Below are 18,900 nucleotides of genomic sequence, written 5' to 3' on the forward strand. Positions count from 1 at the left end.
TTCGTGGCGCCGGAGAGGCGACGTGCCTCAGACCGAACGGCGGCGGCCGGCGGGATATTCCGACGTCGAGAGAAATTCGCCGGGACGATGTCGGGGAAGCGCGGGTCGGGGTCTCGCGGCCGCCCTCCGCGGTGCCCGGGCGGGAGCCGGTGTCGGTGGTCGGACGTAGGCTGGCCCGCATGACCCCGGGTGGAGTAGGCGGAAGCATGTTCCGCGGCGTGGACGCCGCCGAACAGCGCCGACGCAACTCTCAGGCACCGCGCGTCGCGAACCTCGGACGACGGGTCGTCGACCTGTTCCGGCCCTATCGCGGTCGCATCGTCATGACGGCGGTGCTCGTGGTGGTGGGGGCCGCGATCGCGGTCATCCCGCCGTTGCTGGTGCAGCGCATCTTCGACGATGCGCTCTTCCCGATCGACGGGTCGCGCCCCGATCTGCAGCTGCTCGCCGTGCTGGTCAGCATCATGATGGTGCTGTTCCTGGTGTCGGCGGGGCTGAACGTGGGGCAGACGTGGTTCACGGCGACCGTGGGCAACCGCGTGACGGGCGATCTGCGCACGCGCCTGTTCGATCACCTGCAATCGATGGAGCTCGGGTTCTTCACCCGCACGAAGACGGGCGTCATCCAGTCGCGTCTGCAGAACGACGTCGGCGGCGTCTCGGGCGTGCTGACCAACACGGTCACCAGCATCCTCGGCAACGCGGTGACGGTGATCGCCTCGCTCGTGGCGATGATCCTCATCGATTGGCGACTGACCCTCATCGCCGTCGCGCTCATGCCGTTCCTCATCTTCGTTCAGCGCCGGGTGGGGCAGGTGCGCGCGCGCATCGCGGGCGAGACGCAGGAGTCCTTGTCGGAGCTCTCGGCGATCACTCAAGAGACGTTGAGCGTGTCCGGCATCCTGCTGTCGAAGTCGTTCAACCGCCAGCGCACCGAATCGGCGCGCTTCGACGCCGAGAACGACAACCAGGTGCACCTGCAGGTGCGGCGCGCGATGAGCGGCCAGGGGTTCTTCGCGGTGGTCCAGGTCATCATGTCGAGCGTCCCCGCCGTGATCTACCTCGTCGCGGGGTATCTCATCGCCGGTGGCGCGGGTGCCATCACCGCCGGCACCATCGTGGCCTTCACGACCGTGCAGGCGCGGCTGCTCATGCCGCTGATGGGGCTCATGCGCGTGGCGCTCGATGTGCAGACCTCGTCGGCGCTGTTCGCCCGCATCTTCGAGTACCTCGACCTGCGGCCGGCCATCGTCGACGTCCCCGATGCCCTGCCGGTTTCGGCCGCGCCCGGTCCGGTCGGGCGGGTCGAGTTCCGCGACGTGGAGTTCCGCTACCCCGACGCACCCGCGAACGCGCGGCCCACGCTCGACGGGATCTCGTTCACCGTCGAACCCGGGCAGCACGTGGCGTTCGTGGGGCCCTCGGGGGCGGGCAAGACCACGATCCTGTACCTGACGCCGCGCATGTACGAAGCGTCGGGCGGGGCGGTGCTGTTCTCGGGAGCCGACGTGCGCGACCTCGATCGGGCCTCGATCGTCGACGAGATCGGCATCGTGTCGCAAGAGACGTACCTGTTCCACGCGACGGTGCGCGAGAACCTGCGCTACGCCCGCCCCGAGGCCTCCGACGACGAGATCGAGGCCGCCTGCCGCGCCGCGAACATCCACCACGTCATCGCCGGCTTCGAAGCCGGATACGACACCGTCGTCGGTGAGCGCGGATACCGCCTCTCGGGCGGCGAGAAGCAGCGCATCGCGATCGCGCGCGTGCTGCTCAAAGACCCTCCCGTGCTGCTGCTCGACGAGGCGACGAGTGCTCTCGACACCGTGTCGGAACGCATCGTGCAAGAGGCCCTCGAGACCGCGTCGCACGGACGCACGACGCTGTCGATCGCGCACCGCCTGTCGACGGTCATCAGCGCCGATCAGATCCACGTCGTCGACGCGGGTCGCATCGTGGAGTCGGGTACCCACTCCGAACTGCTCGCCGCGGGCGGGCTGTACTCCAGCCTCGCCGCCGAGCAGCTCGCCGCCTCGTTCGTCCTCGCCGACGAGCAGCTCGACGCGGCGGGCCTCGCCCGCGCGGCACTTCCCTCCCGCCGGGCGGATGAACCGCCGGAGTGAACGACCGTCGTCGCGGGTCGGGATCGGCCGCGGCGATGAGCGAAGGGACGCCCGACGGTTCGACGGGCGGAGTCGCCCGGCGGCGTGCCCTCAGACCGGCAGCGTCTCGAGGAACGCCTCGAGCGCGATGCGGTACGCCGGGTCGGGGTGCGCCTCGGCGATCCGCAACAGGGGCGGAAGATCGAGCGTGCGGATCAGCGCTCCGCGCTCGCGAACGGCCGCGTCGGCGCCGGCGGCCCGCAGCAGTGCGATGCCCTCGCCCAGGGCGTCGAGGTAGTCGCGCAGCACGCCGACCTCGGCCAGGCGTTGAGTGATCGATCCGCCGTCGCGGCGTTCCCGCCAGTCGACGACGACGTCGGGCACCACGTCGAACGCCGACGCGAGCGTGTACATGCGCTGCGCGAGCACCTGGTCCTCGTAGTAGCGGCCCTCGGGGAAGCGCAGGTCGCGCGCGCGCCAGAAGGCGGTGCGGCTCAGCTTCGACCACGCGACGATGTTCCCGGATGCCGCCGGGTGCTCCGTCAGCGTGGTGCGCTGCCGCGCCGGGTCGGTGGCGGCGGCGACCCACGGCTGCACGACGCCGGCCGTGTACCCGGGGCCGTCGGCATCCGGGCGCAGGCGTACGTACGCCCCCACGACGAAGTCGCTGCCGGTGCGGTCGAGGGTGTCGGCGAGGCGTGCCAGGGCGTCGGGGCGATAGCGGTCGTCGGCGTCGAGGAAGGCCGTGTAGGGGGTGTCGACCTCGGCGAGGCCGGTGTTGCGGGCGGCGCCGAGGCCGCGCTGCTCCTCGTGGCGCACGACGCGGAAGCGGGCGTCGGCGGCCGCGGCGTCGGCGAAGATGCGGGTCGTGTCATCGGTGGAGGCGTCGTCGACGAGGACGGCGGTCCAGTTCGAGTGCGTCTGGCCGCGGACGGAGTCGAGCGCCTCTTCGGCGAAGTCCGCCACGTCGAAGCCGGGGATGATGACGGTGACGGCGGTGGAACTCACCCGCGTGATCCTACGGCGGCGACCGCGGCGACGACGGCATTCGCTACGGGGTCGAGAGATCCGGTGAGCCCTCGCGGCAGGGTGAAGCGCACGGCGGTGCGGGCCTCGTCGTGCGCGATGCCGAGCGCGAGCAGCACGTGCGACGCCTCGTCGCTTCCGGCGGCGCACGCCGATCCGCTCGACGACACGACCCCGCGCCGTTCGAGCTCGAGCAGCACCGTCTCACCGTTCGTACCGGGGAACACGAAGCTGGCGGTGCCGGGCAGTCGTCGCTCGGGGTGGCCGGTGAGGCGCGCGCCCGGGACGAGCGCGAGCACACGGGCGACGAAGGCGTCGCGGAGCGCCGAGACGCGCCGCGCCTCGGCTTCGCGCTCGTCCTCGGCCAGGGTCAAGGCGGTGGCGATCGCGACGGCCCCCGCGACGTCGGGAGTGCCGGAGCGGCGACCGCGCTCCTGACCGCCGCCGTGCAGGAGCGGCTCGAACGGGAGCCGGCCGCGCACGGCGAGGATCCCGGTGCCCTTCGGTGCGCCGATCTTGTGACCGGCGACGGTGATCGCATCGGCCCCGAGCCCCGCCAGCGGCAGCCACCCGGCGGCCTGGACGGCGTCGAGGTGCAGGGGGACCCCCCGGGCGTGGGCGACGGCGGCGAGGGCGGCGGCATCCTGGATCGTGCCCACCTCGTTGTTCGCGTAGCCCACGCTGACCAGCGCGGTCTTGTCGCGCAGCACGTCGGCGAGGGCGTCGGGGGTCAGCGTGCCGGCGGCATCGACGGGGGCGTAGGTGACCTCGGTGCCGTGGAAACGGGCGAGGTAGTCGGCCGAGGCGAGTACCGACTCGTGTTCGATGGCGGTGGTGACGAGGTGCGTGCGCCCCGAGCCCAGCACGAGACCCTTGAGGGCCGCGTTGTTGGACTCGGTGCCTCCCGAGGTGAACATCACGTCTCCGGCGCGCAGGCCGAGCACCCGGGCGACCCGCGAGCGGGCGTCGTCGAGGGCGGATGCCGCGGCCTCGCCGATCTCGTGATGGCTCGACGGGTTGCCGAAGAACCGTGTGAGGTAGGGCGCCATGGCCTCGAGCACCTCGGGGCGCACGGGGGTGGTGGCGGCGTTGTCGAGGTAGAGGGTCACGCCGTCTCGATGCGGATGTCCAGCCCGAGGTCGAGCGAGGGCGCGGAGTGGGTGAGGGCGCCGACCGAGATGACGTCGACGCCGGTCTCGGCGATGGCCCGCACGGTGTCGAGGCTCACCCCTCCCGACGCCTCCACCTGGGCGGCTCCGGCGATGCGGGCGACGCCGATGCGGAGGTCGTCGAGCGAGAAGTTGTCGAGCATGATCGTGCCGACCCCGGCGGCGAGCACGGTGTCGATCTGGTCGAGGCGGTCGACCTCGACCTCGACGTGGGTCGTGTGGGGGAGTCGGGCGATCGCGCTCTCGAGGGCCTGCGTCACCGACATCCCGCCGGCGGTGAGCACGGCGAGGTGGTTGTCTTTCGCCATCACCGCGTCGGACAGCGAGAAACGGTGGTTGTGGCCTCCGCCGTCACGCACGGCCTGGCGCTCGACCGCGCGCAGGCCCGGGGTCGTCTTGCGGGTGTCCACGATACGCGCGCCGGTGTGCGCGACCTCGTCGACGTAGCGACGGGTGAGGGTGGCGATGCCCGACATGCGCTGCACGAAGTTGAGGCCGATCCGCTCGGCCGTCAGCACCGCCCGCGCGGGGCCCGTGACGACGGCGAGCGTGTCGCCGGGCGCGAAGGCGGCGCCGTCGGTCACGCGCATCTCGACGACGACCGAGGGGTCGGTCAGCGTGAACGCGGCCGTGAACACCGCACCGCCGCTGAAGACGCCGGGCACCCGGGCGACCAGCTCGGCCCGCGCGGTGGCGTGCTCGGGGATCAGCGTTTCGCTGGTGAGGTCGCCCCACGGGGCGTCTTCGTCGAGCGCGGCCGAGACGACGCGGTCGATGGCGGTGCGGGTCAGCATGCGGAGACCTCCTGGGGACGGGGACGGGATGCCGGGGCGGTGGGCGAGGCGTCGGCTCGCGGCGGCGAGGCATCCCGCGTGCGGGCGCCCGGTGTCACTGTGCCCGGTGTCACTGTGCCCTGTGTTGCGGCGGCCGGGGTCCCGGCATCCGGGGCGTCGGAGCGGAAGTGCGCTCCGATCGAGCCCGAGCGGGCACGGGCGGCAGCGACGACGTGCGTGGCCACCAGCAGCAGGTTGGCGTCCTCGATCGACCGGGATGCGGTCTCGGCGCTCCACGCGGCGAGCACGCCGGCGGCGCGCGCGAGGCCGGCGCCGTCGCGCACGAGTCCGGCCTCGGCCCAGAGGAGCTTCTGCAGGGCTTCACGCGAGAACGGCGGGGCATCGGTGGGGGCGGACGTCTGCAGCGGCAGCGCGGGGGAGGCCTCGGGCCACGCCTCGTCGCGCGCGACCGCGTCTCCGGCGCGGGCGCCGAACACGGCCCCCTCGAGCAGGGAGTTGGATGCCAGGCGGTTCGCGCCGTGCACTCCGGTGCGCGCCGTCTCGCCCACCGCGTACAGACCCGGCACGCTGCTGCGTCCGTCGAGGTCGGTCACCACGCCGCCCATCAGGTAGTGCGCTGCGGGGGTCACGGCGATCGGGTCGCGCGCCCAGTCGAGCCCGCGCTCGCGCACGGCGGCGTCGATCGTGGGGAAGCGCTCGGCGAGACGCGCGGCGCCGAGGGCGGTGGCATCCAGCCGCACGGGTCGGCCGTCCTGCGCGGCCATGGCCCGGGCGTTCGCGCGGGCGACCACGTCCCGCGGAGCGAGCTCGCCGTCGGGGTGCGCGTCGAAAGAGAAGCGCCGACCCGCCTCGTCGACGAGCACGGCCCCCTCGCCGCGCACGGCCTCGGAGACGAGGAACGGCGCGCCCACCGCGAGCGCGGTGGGGTGGAACTGCACGAACTCGAGGTCGGCGACGGCGGCGCCGGCCCGGATGGCGGCGGCGATGCCGTCACCGGTCGCGCCGAGGGGGTTGGTCGTGTGGGCGTAGAGCTGGCCCGCGCCGCCGGTCGCGAGGATCACCGCGTCGGCGGTGAGGCGCTCGCCGTCGGCGAGCTCCACGCCCGTGACGCGACCGTCGTCGAGGATCAGGTCGCGCAGCAGCGCGTGCTCGCGCACCGCGACACCCGCCGCGCGCACGGCGGCCCCGAGCGCCGCCTGGATCGCGGCTCCCGTGGCGTCGCCGCCGGCGTGCAGCACGCGGGGACGGGCGTGGGCGGCCTCGAGGCCGCGGGCGAAGTCGCCGTCGACGCCCCGGTCGAACGCGACGCCGCGCGCGACGAGCTCGACGATGCGCGTCGGCCCCTCGCCCACCAGCACGTCGACCGCGGAGGGATCGTTCATCCCCACGCCGGCGGTGAGCGTGTCGGCCGCGTGCGAGGCGACGTCATCGAGGGGAGAGGTCACCGCGGCGATGCCGCCCTGGGCCCAGCGCGTGTTGGTGTCGGCCACCGCGCCCTTGGTCACGACGGTCACCGCGCATCCGTTCTCGGCCGCGTGGAGCGCTGCCGTCAGGCCGGCGATGCCGCTGCCGACGACGACGACCGTGGTCATTTCACGGCGCCGCTGGGCTTGGCCGCGAGCATGCGCTCGAGGGCGACGGTGGCCGGGGCCGCGACCTCGCCCGGCACGGTGATGCGGTTGACGACCTCGCCCGCGACGAGCGACTCGAGCACCCACGCGAGGTAGCCGGGGTGGATGCGGTACATCGTCGAGCAGGGGCAGACGACGGGGTCGAGGCAGAAGATCTCGTGCTGCGGATACTGCGCGGCCAGGCGCTGCACGAGGTTGATCTCGGTGCCGATCGCGAAGGTGGTGGGTTCTGTGGCCGCGGCGATGGCCTTGCGGATGAGGTCGGTCGACCCCGCCTCATCGGCCGCGTCGACGACGTCCATCGGGCACTCGGGGTGCACGATGACGCGCACTCCGGGGTGCTCCACGCGGGCGCGCTCGATCTGCTCGACGGTGAAGCGTCGGTGCACCGAGCAGAAGCCGTGCCACAGGATGACGCGGCTGTCGACGATCTGCGCGTCCGACGACCCGCCCAGGGGCTTGCGGGGGTTCCACATCGGCATCTGCTCGAGCGGCACCCCCATGGCCTTGGCGGTGTTGCGGCCCAAGTGCTGGTCGGGGAAGAACAGCACGCGGCGCCCGCGCGCGAACGCCCACTCCAGCACCGTCCGGGCGTTGGAGGAGGTGCAGACGATGCCGCCGTGGCGCCCGACGAAGCCCTTGATGGCGGCGCTGGAGTTCATGTACGTCACCGGGATCACCGGCACGAGGCCCTCGGCATCCGGGGTGTCGAGATCGCCCAGCACGTCGGCGAGCTGCTCCCAGCACTCCTCGACCTGATCGATGTCGGCCATGTCGGCCATGGAGCACCCGGCAGCGAGGTTCGGCAGGATCACGGCCTGCTCGGGCCGCGAGAGCAGGTCGGCGGTCTCGGCCATGAAGTGCACGCCGCAGAACACGATGGCCTCGGCCTCGGGCCGGTCCTTCGCGGCATTCGCCAGCTGGAACGAGTCGCCCACGTAGTCGGCGTGGCGCACGACCTCTTCGCGCTGGTAGAAGTGCCCGAGCACGACGACCCGGTCGCCGAGCGTCGCTTTCGCCGCGCGGATGCGGGCGTCGAGCTCGTCGTCGGAGGCGTCGCGGTACGCCTGCGGCAGTTCGCCCTGGCGGGGAGCGCCGGTGGGGATGACGTCTCCCATCGACGAGCCCGGACCGTAGCCCGGGCGGGTGTCGAAGTCCCACGGGCCGACCGCGAGGTCGGTGGTGCAGGTGGCGTCGATCGAGGCGCCGGAGACGATGGCCTGGATCGCGTGGTCGACGCTCGGGTCGATCGCGGGACGCGGCTGCAGGGTGAGGGGCGTGGCGGACATGGGCGTTCCGATCAGTGACGGGACGGGAGGGGGCCGCGGTCGGCCAGCTCCACGTCGCGGTTGTAGCGGTACAGGCGGGCGGGGCGGTGGCTTCCGGTGCGGAAGCGCTCGGTGGGAATGAGGGTGTCGGACGTGTCGACCTGGCGGCGGAAGTTCGCCGGGTCGAGGCGTTTGCCGAGGATGGTCTCGTTGACCTCGCGGAGGTCGGCGAGCGTGAACTCGTCGGGGAGCAGCCCGTGCGCGATGCGGCTGTAGCCGACCTTGTTGCGCAGGCGCCACAGCGTGTACTCCACGATGTCGTCGTGGTCGAAGGCCAGAGCGGGCAGGGCGGTCGCGTCGAACCACTCGACGTTCTCGGGGGCGTCGCCCTGGCGGGCGTGGGCGGCGACCTGCGCGTCGACCTCGTCGGAGCGCAGCAGCGCCCAGTACACGATCGATACCACGCGGGTGGGGGAGCGGTCGACGGCGCCGAACGCGTACAGCTGCTCGAGGTAGCTGGGGGTCAGCCCGGTGGTCTCGGCGAGGGTCCGGGATGCCGCCGTGTCGAGCTCTTCGGTCGCGTCGAGCCAGCCGCCCGGCAGCGCCCACCGCCCGTCGAAGGGGTCGCGGGTGCGGCGCACCAGCGGGAGCGACAGGACGGGTTCGTCGTCGGCGCCGCGGCGCACGCTGAAGATCACGGTCGACACCGCGACGCGCACGTCGGCGTCGCGGGACTCGGGCTCAGGGGTTCGTGTCATGGTGACCATATCTCCGGGATCGATCTTAGTGTCATCCCGACCCGAAGGGCGAATCGGTGCCCGCCGTCCGCGGTGACCGGGCGGCGGGTCATGGCCGAGTGGGCGGTCCGGGGCACGATTGGCGCACTGGGGCGGGCGATATCCGCCCCAATGCGCCAATCGCGCCCCGAACCGCGGCGACCGCGGGATGGAGGAGCGGGCGCGGGGTTCTTCGCCCCGGAACCGCGCCCGCCCGCCCCGGCCGCGTCGAAAGGGTTCTCTCAGACGCGCGGCTTAGCGTGAGAGTCGGATTGGGGAGGTCGGATGCCGATCATCGACATCGTTCTGATCGCCCTTCTGGCGATCGCGCTCATCACGGGCCTCTCGCGAGGTTTCCTCGCCACGATCGGCTTCTTCGCGGGCCTCGCGGTCGGCGCCGTCGCTGCGTACTGGGTGACGCCGTTCGTCGGCCAGTGGATCACCGAGCCGGCCTGGCGGGGCCCCGCGATGATCGGCGCCGGCATCCTGCTGCTGCTCATCGGCTCGGGTCTCGGCAGCGCCCTGGGCGGCTTCTTCCGTCGGGGCGCCGACCGCATCAAGCTCCGCGTCCCCGAGCGTCTGCTCGGTGGGGTCGTCAACGTCGCCGCGGCGGCGCTCGCCGTGTCGTTCGTCGCCGGATCGCTCACCCCGGTCGGGGTTCCCGTCGTGTCGGCGGCGCTGGGCTCGTCGGCGGTCATCCGGACGATCGACGACCTCACCCCCGCCCCCGTGCGCGGCGCGCTCGCCGAGTTGCGCGGAACGGTCTTCGCCGAGGGGATCCCCCGCCTCGGCGAGCTCATCCAGATCGGGCCCGTGCCGAGCGCCCCGGCGGTCGCCCTCGACGACCCCGCGCTGACGCAGGCCGCGCAGTCGGTCGCGCGGATCTCGGGCACCGCCTACGCCTGCGGCATCACCTCGAGCGGCTCGGGCTTCGTCGTGGCGGCCGACCGCATCGTCACCAACGCGCACGTCGTCGCCGGCGTCGACACGCCCCTCGTCGAGCTGCCCGGCCGTCCGGCGCGCGAGGGGCGGGTGGTCTACTTCGACCCGACCGACGACATCGCCGTGGTCTCGGTCGACGGTCTCGATGCCGCGCCCCTGCCGATCTCACCGACCCTCGAGGTGGGGGCTTCCGCCGTGGTGCAGGGGTACCCGGGCGGGGGACCGTTCACCTCGGGCAGCGCCCAGGTGCTGTCGTCGGGCACCGTCCCCGTTCCCGACATCTACGACACCTCCTCGGTGCCGCGAGACATCTACGCGCTGGCCGCGGTGGTCCGGCCGGGGAACTCGGGGGGACCTCTGCTGACGACGACGGGTGAGATCGCGGGCATCGTCTTCGCCCGTAGCGACACCGACGACAACGTCGGCTACGCGATGACCCCCGCCGAGCTGCTCCCCGTGGTGGCGCAGATGGACGCCCTGTCGGCGCCCGTCGCCTCGGGAAGGTGCACGCGCCGCTGAACGGGGTGCCGGGGCGACGGCCCCGCGCCGGGGGCGGACCCTTCCACATCCGGTGCTCGCGGACAACCGGGCAGCCGGCGGCCGTCGCCGTTTCCTACCGTGGAGGGATGAGCCAGAAGACAACGCTTCGCACGGTGTCCACCGCCCTCGCCGCCTCGACGGTCGTCCTGCTCCTCGCGGGCTGCGTCGGACAGAGCAGCTCCGAACCCTCCGCCTCGACCCCGCCCGCATCTCCGAGCAGCCCGTCCATCACGTCTTCGGCCCCGGCTTCGCCCTCCGCCGACGGGGTGAGCGAATCGGAGGCCGTGAGCCTCGTCGAGGACTACCTGACGGCGTTCCAGGAGGAGCGTTTCGCCGACGCCTACACGCTGCTGTCCGAGGGGGCGCAGTCGATCGCGGGGCCCGCCGAACGGTTCGCCGACACGGCCGTCGGCGGGTTCGTCCGCGTCGACGACGCCACCGGATATCTCGGAACGGACGGCGTGATCACCGCGGGGCCGGGGCCGGTCGACGATGCGGTCCTCGTCACGGCCGTCGCCGACCGCCACGCCGATGCGTGGATCGTGCGGGACACGCCGGAAGGCCCCCGCATCGACGATGCCGGCGTTCCCCTCACCGGACAGAGCCCGTACGAGTGGGTGAATCCCGCCTCCGGGCCCGAAGACATCCGCGACGTGACGCCCGTGGACCCCACGGCACCCGCCGCGATCGTCTTCGCCGATCGGGGAGACGGCACCGAGGACGGTGCCAGCCTCGTGGGTGATCCGGATCAGATCGTCGCCTACATCGGCACGACGGAGGTCACCGCCTCGGCCGCGGCCTCCGAGTCGCAGCGCCGGTGGGACATCGCCCTCGACAGTGTCGTGCCCTCGGCCGACGTCCAGCCCCTCACCGTCGCCTGGAGGGTCAGCGACGACATCGACGTCTGGCGCACCAGCACCACGCCCCTGTACACCGGGTGAGGGGAGCCCGGGGCCCGCGGCGGTGAGGGCGACGGGGGCGATCGAGGCTGCGGCATCCGGCGTCGTGCACCGCGGGGCTGGACAGAGCGCCGCGGGCCTCCGCTAGGCTGACCCCACAAGTCCACACCGGCCCCATGATCGATGCGGGAGAGCTCCGGCGAACGCAGCCGGGCACCGAAGGAGCAAGCCTCCCCGCCAATCTCTCAGGTACGCGTACCGCGTCGATCGGGCCACTCTGGAAAGTGATCCGGGTGCACCGCGCCGGATCCGCCGACGGTGAAAGCCCGCCATCCCGTTCGTCGAACGGATGCCGTGGCGAAACTCTCAGGCCCATGACAGAGGGGGAGTTCTCCAGGCGCCGACCGGCGTCTGTCCGTCATCGCGAACGGCAGAACTCATGACCGACACCCCCGCACCTCCACGCTCGTCGCCGCTGCACGATCGGCACGAGGCCCTCGGCGCCTCGTTCACCGACTTCGGCGGCTGGAACATGCCCGTGCGCTACACCTCCGACCTCGCCGAGCACCACGCGGTGCGCACGGCCGCGGGCCTGTTCGACATCTCGCACATGGCCGAGTTCTGGGTGCAGGGCGGCCGCGCCGCGGACTTCCTCGACTTCGTGCTCGCCGGCCGCATCTCCACGATGCGCATCGGCAAGGCCAAGTACTCCCTCGTTCTGGCCGACGACGGCGGAATCGTGGACGACGTCATCGTCTACCGCACCGGTGAGGACTACTTCCTGGTGATCGCGAACGCCGGAAATCGGGATGCCGTGGCCGCGGCGTTCGACGGTGCCCGTGCCACGTGGTCGTCGGCGCAGGCGTTCCTCGACGGCCCCCTCGAGGGCACCGATTACGCCGTGACGTCCGGTGGGGCGATCCCGCGGGTCGAAGACGTCACCGACCAGCTCGCGCTCATCGCCCTCCAAGGCCCCGAGGCCCTCGGCATCCTGAGTTCCACCCCGGGGGTCGAGATCACCGGCACGGCCCTGGACGAGTTGGGCTACTACGCCTGGACCGACGGCACCTTCCAGGGTGCCTCGCTGTTCGTGGCCCGCACCGGGTACACCGGCGAGGACGGCTACGAGCTGCTCATCCCCACCGCCCAGGCCGGCGCCCTCTGGGACGCCGCGCTCGCCGCGGGCGCCGATCGCGGACTCGTCCCCTGCGGCCTCGCCGCGCGCGACACGCTGCGCCTCGAGGCGGGCATGCCGCTGTACGGCCACGAGCTCTCGCGCGAGATCGTTCCCGCGCAGGCCGGCCTCGGCCGCGTCGTCGCCGTCGACAAAGAGGCGTTCGTCGGCAAGGACGGCGTGGCGTCGAGCCCCGCCGACGCCCCCGTGCTCGTCGGGCTCGTGTCGGAGGGCCGTCGCGCGGGCCGCGCCGGTTACTCCGTGCTCCGCGGCGACGACACCGTCGGCGAGATCACCAGCGGTGCCCTCAGCCCCACCCTCGGCCACCCCGTGGCCATGGCTTTCGTCGCGCCGTCGGCGAGCGAGCCCGGAACCGAACTGACCATCGACGTGCGCGGAACCCGCATCCCCGCCATCGTCACCGCCCTTCCCTTCTATCGGAGAAACGCATGACCGACCTCACCGCCCTCAGCTACACGTCCGAGCACGAGTGGATCTCCCTCGAGGGGGACATCGCGACCGTCGGCATCACCGACTTCGCCGCCGACAAGCTCGGCGACGTCGTCTTCGTCGAGCTGCCCGGCGCCGACTCCGCGGTCTCGGCCGGCGACGTCTGCGGCGAGATCGAATCGACCAAGTCGGTCGGCGAGCTCTACGCACCCCTGACCGGCACAGTCGTCGAGGTGAACGACGCCGTGGTCGACGACCCCTCCCTCGTGAACGCCGAACCCTTCGCCGGGGGCTGGCTCATCAAGATCCGCGTCGAGGGCGAGCTGCCCGGCGACCTCCTCGACCGCGCCGCCTACGAGGGCCTCACCGCATGAGCACTCTTCTGCCTCCCCGGACGGATGCCGCCGCGCCCGCCGTCTTCGTCGATCGCCACATCGGCATCGACGCCGACGCCCAGGCCCGCATGCTCGAGGTCGTCGGGTACGACAGCGTCGAGGCGCTCGTCGAGACCGCCGTCCCGGCATCCATCCACGTGCAGCAGCGTGCGACCAGCTCGATCCCGACCGCGGCCACCGAGGCCGAGGCGCTCGCGGAGCTGCGAGAGCTCGCCTCCGCGAACCGCTCGGCGCGACCGCTGATCGGGCTGGGGTACTACGACACCTTCACCCCCTCGGTGATCGCCCGCAACGTGCTCGAGAACCCCTCGTGGTACACCGCGTACACGCCCTACCAGCCCGAGATCTCGCAGGGTCGGCTCGAAGCTCTCATCAACTTCCAGACGATGGTGACCGACTTGACGGGCCTTGCCACGGCGAACGCCTCGATGCTCGACGAGTCGACCGCGGTCGTCGAGGGCATGCTCGTCGCGCGCCGGGCGTCGAAGGCGAAGACCGACGTCTTCCTCGTCGACGTCGATGCCCTGCCGCAGACCAAGGCGCTGCTGCACCACCGCGCCGCGGCCGTCGGCATCCGCATCGAGGAGACCTCGTTCGCGGGGGAGCTGCCCGAGGCGTTCGGCGCGTTCGTGCAGTACCCCGGCGCCACGGGGCGCGTGTGGGACTTCTCGGCCGTCGCCGAGACGGTCCACGCCGCCGGTGGCCTGGTCGTGGCCGCCGCCGACCTGCTCGCGCTGACCCTGCTGCGTTCGCCCGGCGCCCTCGGCGCCGACGTCGCGGTCGGGACGACCCAGCGCTTCGGCGTTCCGCTCGGCTTCGGCGGACCGCACGCGGGCTACATGGCCGTGCGCGCGGGCCTCGAACGCCAGCTCCCCGGGCGCCTCGTGGGCGTGTCGCAGGATGCCGTGGGAGCCCCCGCGTACCGCCTGTCGCTGCAGACGCGCGAACAGCACATCCGTCGCGAGAAGGCGACCTCGAACATCTGCACCGCCCAGGTGCTGCTGGCCGTGATGGCGGCGATGTACGCGGTATACCACGGCCCGCAGGGGCTGCGGGGGATCGCGACGCGCGTCGCGCGGAAGGCCGACATCCTGGCATCCGCCCTGCGTTCGTACGACCTGACGCTGGCGAGCGACGCGTTCTTCGACACCGTGCGCGTGCACGTTCCGGGGCGCGCGCAAGACGTGGTCGACCGGGCGCGCGAGCGCGGCTATCAGCTGCTGTGGGTCGACGATGCGACCGTGGGGGTCTCGGTGGACGAGACGACGACGGATGCCGACCTCGCGGCCGTCCTCGACGCGTTCGGCCTCGCGAGCGACGACCTGCCCGAGGGCGTGGCCCTCCGCGGCGTGGACGAGGCGCTGCACCGCGACGACGAGTACCTCACGCACCCCGTCTTCCACACGCACCGCAGCGAGACGGCCATGATGCGGTACCTCAAGAGCCTCGCCGATCGCGACTACGCGCTCGATCGCGGCATGATCCCGCTGGGGTCCTGCACGATGAAGCTCAACGCGGCGACCGAGATGGCCGCCGTGTCGTGGCCCGAGTTCTCACGGGTGCACCCGTTCGCCCCCGAGGCCGACGTGCACGGCTACCTCGAGATGATCGAGCAGCTCGAGCGCTGGCTCGCCGAGGTCACCGGCTACGACGCCGTCTCGCTGCAGCCGAACGCCGGCTCGCAGGGCGAGCTCGCGGGACTCCTCGCCATCCGCGGCTACCACCTCGCGAACGGCGACACCGAGCGCACGGTGTGCCTCATCCCCTCGTCGGCGCACGGCACGAACGCGGCATCGGCGATCCTGGCGGGCATGAAGGTCGTCGTCGTCGCCTGCGACGAGGCCGGGAACGTCGACCTCGACGATCTGCGGGCCAAGATCGCCCAGCACGCCGAGTCCCTCTCGGCGCTGATGATCACGTACCCCTCGACCCACGGCGTGTACGAGCACGACGTGCTCGAGATCACCCAGGCCGTGCACGACGCCGGTGGACAGGTGTACGTCGACGGGGCGAACCTCAACGCGCTGCTCGGCTTCGCCCGCTTCGGCGACCTGGGCGGCGACGTGTCGCACCTGAACCTCCACAAGACGTTCGCGATCCCGCACGGCGGTGGGGGCCCGGGCGTCGGCCCGGTCGCCGCGAAGGCGCACCTCGCGCCGTTCCTGCCCTCGCATCCGTTCTCGCAGCGCGCCGACCACGCCGGCGGCGTGTTCGACGGGGGACCGGTGTCGGCCGCGCCGCACGGGTCGGCGGGGATCCTGCCCATCTCGTGGGCGTACGTGCGCATGATGGGGGCCGAGGGGCTTCGCCAGGCCACGGCCGCGGCCGTGCTGTCGGCCAACTACATCGCCGTGCGCCTGCGCGAGCACTACCCGGTGCTGTACGCGGGCGAGGGCGGTCTGGTCGCGCACGAGTGCATCCTCGACCTGCGTCCCCTCAAGGAGCAGACCGGGGTCACCGTCGACGACGTGGCCAAGCGTCTGATCGACTACGGCTTCCACGCCCCGACGATGTCGTTCCCGGTCGCCGGCACCCTCATGGTGGAACCGACCGAGAGTGAGGACCTCGCCGAGCTCGACCGGTTCGTGGATGCCATGATCGCGATCAAGCACGAGGCCGACGCCGTCGCCGCGGGGGAGTGGCCCGCCGACGACAACCCGCTCGTGAACGCGCCGCACACCGCCGAGACGGTGGTCGTGGGCGAGTGGGAGCACGCGTACTCGCGCGAGACCGCGGTGTACCCCGTGCGTTCTCTGATCCGCGGCAAGTACTGGCCCCCGGTACGCCGCATCGACCAGGCGTACGGCGATCGCAACCTCGTGTGCTCGTGCCCTCCGCCGGAGGCGTTCGCCTGAGCGCCGCGTGAGTGCGGCGGCGATCCCGGCCGGGTTCCGGGATCGCCGCCGGATCGTTCGCCCACGGCCCGGACGGGGGGTTCGCACAGGAGGCGTTTAGTACAGTTCGGGTGTGCACCACGGGCTGACTCACCACTCACGACCGACTCGGCGACGACGCGGACGGGGGCGGTCGATCGCCCTGCTCGCCGCCTGCGCCATCGTGCTCGCCGGGTGCGCTGCGCCCGACGCGGCACCCGCGCCCGAGCCGGAGGCGCGCACCAGCCTCACGGTCGGCGTCGTCGGCAGCCTCACGAGCTTCAACGCCGAGAGTCGCACCGGCGACACGGCGGCCAATCGTGCGGTGTCCGAGCTGCTCGACGAGCAACTCGGTTCGCTCGACGGCGACCTGCAGGTCGTTCCGAACGACGGCCTCGGACGCATCACCCGCGTCGAGGGCGACCCCCTGAAGGTCAGCTACGAGCTGTTCACCGACCGCACGTGGTCGGACGGCACGCCCGTCACCCTCGACGACCTGCTGTTCGGCTGGGCGGTGTCGTCGCACTTCTTCGACGACGCCACGTACGACGCCACCGGGCAGATCGTCTCGGGCACGCGGTACTTCGACACCGCAGCCCCCGCCGACCCCAACGCGCGCACGGCGCGCCCGAGCATCGACCGTGCCGCCGACACCCTGACCCTCACCTACGACGAGCCGTTCGCCGACTGGAACCGCCAGTGGCTGCTCGATCGGCCGGTCCACGTCGTCGCGCAGCGCGCCGGGGTCAGTGTGAAAGACCTGCTCACCGCCATTCTCACGGTCCCCGAGGGCGACCCGACGGCGCCGGTCGCCCCCAACCCCGTGCTGGCGGCCGCCGCGCAGGCCTGGAACACGGGCTTCGACGTGCCCGCCGGAACGGCCCCCGATCCGGCATCCATCGTGGCCGCTGGCCCCTGGACCGTCGCTTCGGCCACGACCGACACCCTCACCCTGGCCCGGCGCGACAGCTATCAGGGCGCGCACTTCCCCGGCCTCGAGGGGCTCACGGTGCGCTTCTTCGCGGATCGTGCGGCGCAGCTCTCGGCGATCGAGGCGGGAATGGTCGACGTGGCGAACATCGGCGACCTCGACGAGGACGAGCTGAAGACGCTCACCGACGCCGGTCTGCAGGTGGTCACCGGGCCCACCACCGAGACCCTGCAGCTGCGGTTCGCCAACGGCACCGCCCCCGCCCTGCGAGAGGCCACCTCGCGTTCGCTCGACCGCTCGGTGATCGTGAAGGACGCGCTGGGCACCGTGCGGCCCGACGCGCAGCCGCTGCAGTCGTTCCTGTCGTCGCCCGCGGCCGGTCAGCTCTATCGCGACCTCACCTCGGGCAACGGTGCGCCGGGAACGGGGAGCGACGTCGACGGTGCGCGCGAGGCGCTCGACGACCGCGCCGCGGTGCTGCGGGTGGGGTACGACGCCACCGACGAGATCTCGGCGCAGGTCTTCACGCGCATGGTGACGATGGGGGCGACCGCGGGCATCGCCGTGCGCGTCGCGACCGAGACCGAGACTCCGGATGCCACCCTCGCCTGGGTCGGAGAAGACGAGAGCCTGTACCGCTCGGCCCGCGATCGGATCGCCGAGGGGGTCGACGGGCCCGACACCGCGCGCCTGTTCGCCGGACTCACGAACGACACCGACCCGGTCGACGTGCTCGCCGCGGCGAAGAAGATCGATCAGTCGCTGTTCACCGCGTACGCCGGGGTGCCCCTGCTCGAGCGCACGGGCGCGGTCGTGACCGCCGCCGGCGTCGGGGGAGTGGCCTACACGTCGCAACCGAACGGCCTGCCGCCCGCATTCTGGACCTGGACGCCGCCGCAGCCCTGATCGCGAGGTCCGCCGTGGCGGCCCGACCGCCGCCGATTCAGCGCGATTCGTGCCGCCCGCGGGGCGTCACGGGGTGACGGTCGGCGACGGTGTGGGCGTGACCGCGGGGGTCGGCGGGGCGAAGATCGCGGGCCACCACGCCGCTGCCAGCGGGTAGCCCACGAAGGCCACGATGTCGATGATCGTGTGCGCCACGACGAGCGGCATGACGCGGCCCCAGCGCTTGTAGCACCAGCCGAACACGAGTCCCATGACGACGTTGCCCAGCGCCGAGGGCCACCCCTGGTAGAGGTGATAGCTGCCGCGCAGCAAGGCCGTCGACACGATGATCCCCGTCCACGACCAGCCGAGGCGTCGCAGGCGGTCGAAGAGGTACCCGAGGAAGATGACCTCCTCGGTGAGCCCCGCCCGAAGGGCCGCGAGCACCAGCAGGGCGATGACCCACCACGACGAGTCCAGGGGGGCCGGAACGACGGCGATGCTCTGGCCGAGCGCGCGTCCGATCGCGTACACCCCGATCCCCGGAACGCCGATCAGCAAAAGCAGCAGCACCCCGCGCAGAATGTCGCTGCCGAACCGCCGGAAATCCAGACCGATCCGGTGCAGCGCGTTGTTCGCCGGCTCCCACAAGAGGAAGACCACGAGCGCGACCAGAGCCAGCGAGAACGCGATGTTCAGGAACTGGTAGACGGCGTCCCAGAGCGGTTCGGCGCTGCGCGACGGATTCAACTGCGTCTGCTGCTGCGAGATGGGCGCCCGGGTCACGGTGCGCACGAACGACACCACCGAGTAGATCGCGGACTGGCCCACGGTGATGAGCAGGACGAGGGCGATCTCCCAGATCAGTCGTCGTCGTCGATACGTCGCGTCGCCCTCGCCGAGGGAGGGCGGGTCGGAGAACGGATGCCGGGTCACACCGTGTATCTAACACCGGCGGGCGATGACCGATGGGTGCGCGCACGAGCATCGGTGGGGGATGCTCGGCCGCTTCCGGGTATGACACAGAACGGGGTTGTCAGAATGC

The 18,900-nt window shown here is 72.1% G+C and carries 14 protein-coding genes and 2 riboswitches; of the genes, 7 read left to right on the top strand and 7 right to left on the bottom strand.

All coding sequences use genetic code 11. The features are described from left to right. Positions 1 to 179: 179 nt before the first annotated feature. Complete coding sequence (locus IFR11_RS00275; RefSeq protein WP_191914853.1) at positions 180 to 2,123, top strand: ABC transporter ATP-binding protein; 1,944 nt, start codon at positions 180 to 182, stop codon at positions 2,121 to 2,123. A 90-nt stretch (positions 2,124 to 2,213) separates the two neighbouring features. Here IFR11_RS00275 and IFR11_RS00280 read toward each other — a convergent pair whose 3' ends face one another. From IFR11_RS00280 to IFR11_RS00305, 6 genes are read right to left on the bottom strand one after another with little or no spacing between them, the layout of a single operon-like run. Beyond that, positions 2,214 to 3,110: a glycosyltransferase gene (locus IFR11_RS00280; RefSeq protein ID WP_191914854.1), complete on the bottom strand. Its 897-nt coding sequence runs from the start codon at positions 3,108 to 3,110 to the stop codon at positions 2,214 to 2,216. Beyond that, complete coding sequence (locus IFR11_RS00285) at positions 3,107 to 4,237, bottom strand: aminotransferase class V-fold PLP-dependent enzyme (RefSeq protein WP_191914855.1); 1,131 nt, start codon at positions 4,235 to 4,237, stop codon at positions 3,107 to 3,109. Before IFR11_RS00285 ends, IFR11_RS00280 begins: the two co-directional genes overlap by 4 nt. Further along, positions 4,234 to 5,091 carry a carboxylating nicotinate-nucleotide diphosphorylase gene (gene nadC, locus IFR11_RS00290; RefSeq protein ID WP_191914856.1) on the bottom strand — a complete coding sequence of 286 codons (858 nt, stop codon included), beginning with the start codon at positions 5,089 to 5,091 and terminating at the stop codon, positions 4,234 to 4,236. The genes IFR11_RS00285 and nadC overlap by 4 nt, the downstream gene beginning before the upstream one ends. Continuing rightward, complete coding sequence (gene nadB, locus IFR11_RS00295; RefSeq protein ID WP_191914857.1) at positions 5,085 to 6,683, bottom strand: L-aspartate oxidase; 1,599 nt, start codon at positions 6,681 to 6,683, stop codon at positions 5,085 to 5,087. The genes nadC and nadB overlap by 7 nt, the downstream gene beginning before the upstream one ends. Then, positions 6,680 to 8,011: a quinolinate synthase NadA gene (gene nadA / locus IFR11_RS00300; RefSeq protein ID WP_191914858.1), complete on the bottom strand. Its 1,332-nt coding sequence runs from the start codon at positions 8,009 to 8,011 to the stop codon at positions 6,680 to 6,682. Before nadA ends, nadB begins: the two co-directional genes overlap by 4 nt. An 11-nt stretch (positions 8,012 to 8,022) precedes the next feature. Further along, complete coding sequence (locus tag IFR11_RS00305; RefSeq protein WP_441005402.1) at positions 8,023 to 8,748, bottom strand: NUDIX hydrolase; 726 nt, start codon at positions 8,746 to 8,748, stop codon at positions 8,023 to 8,025. A 303-nt stretch (positions 8,749 to 9,051) separates the two neighbouring features. Between IFR11_RS00305 and IFR11_RS00310 the strand changes: the two genes are divergently transcribed. The 6 genes from IFR11_RS00310 (at position 9,052) to IFR11_RS00335 (ending at position 17,876) form a co-directional block, all read left to right on the top strand. Beyond that, positions 9,052 to 10,227, top strand: a complete 1,176-nt coding sequence (locus tag IFR11_RS00310; RefSeq protein WP_191914860.1) for a MarP family serine protease — start codon at positions 9,052 to 9,054, stop codon at positions 10,225 to 10,227. A gap of 107 nt (positions 10,228 to 10,334) precedes the next feature. Then, complete coding sequence (locus IFR11_RS00315) at positions 10,335 to 11,189, top strand: hypothetical protein (protein WP_191914861.1); 855 nt, start codon at positions 10,335 to 10,337, stop codon at positions 11,187 to 11,189. 134 nt (positions 11,190 to 11,323) lie between these two features. Beyond that, a riboswitch (glycine riboswitch) is annotated at positions 11,324 to 11,418 on the top strand. Beyond that, positions 11,419 to 11,538: riboswitch (glycine riboswitch) on the top strand. Between the two features lie 48 nt (positions 11,539 to 11,586). Then, positions 11,587 to 12,774, top strand: coding sequence for a glycine cleavage system aminomethyltransferase GcvT (locus IFR11_RS00320; RefSeq protein ID WP_191914862.1), 1,188 nt, complete (start codon positions 11,587 to 11,589; stop codon positions 12,772 to 12,774). Then, positions 12,771 to 13,145: a glycine cleavage system protein GcvH gene (gene gcvH / locus IFR11_RS00325; RefSeq protein ID WP_191914863.1), complete on the top strand. Its 375-nt coding sequence runs from the start codon at positions 12,771 to 12,773 to the stop codon at positions 13,143 to 13,145. Before IFR11_RS00320 ends, gcvH begins: the two co-directional genes overlap by 4 nt. Beyond that, a complete protein-coding gene (gene gcvP, locus IFR11_RS00330) occupies positions 13,142 to 16,021 on the top strand; it encodes an aminomethyl-transferring glycine dehydrogenase (RefSeq protein ID WP_191914864.1) in 2,880 nt (959 codons plus the stop codon). The genes gcvH and gcvP overlap by 4 nt, the downstream gene beginning before the upstream one ends. Before the next feature lie 112 nt (positions 16,022 to 16,133). Further along, positions 16,134 to 17,876, top strand: coding sequence for an ABC transporter substrate-binding protein (locus tag IFR11_RS00335; RefSeq protein ID WP_191914865.1), 1,743 nt, complete (start codon positions 16,134 to 16,136; stop codon positions 17,874 to 17,876). A 66-nt stretch (positions 17,877 to 17,942) separates the two neighbouring features. Here the strand turns inward: IFR11_RS00335 and IFR11_RS00340 are convergent, their stop codons facing one another. Further along, the gene (locus IFR11_RS00340; RefSeq protein ID WP_191914866.1) at positions 17,943 to 18,791 is read right to left on the bottom strand and encodes a CPBP family intramembrane glutamic endopeptidase; all 849 of its coding nucleotides are present in this window, start codon (positions 18,789 to 18,791) and stop codon (positions 17,943 to 17,945) included. Between the last annotated feature and the right edge of the window lie 109 nt (positions 18,792 to 18,900).

This window comes from Microbacterium sp. CFBP 8801, assembly GCF_014839455.1.
Taxonomy (GTDB): domain Bacteria; phylum Actinomycetota; class Actinomycetes; order Actinomycetales; family Microbacteriaceae; genus Microbacterium.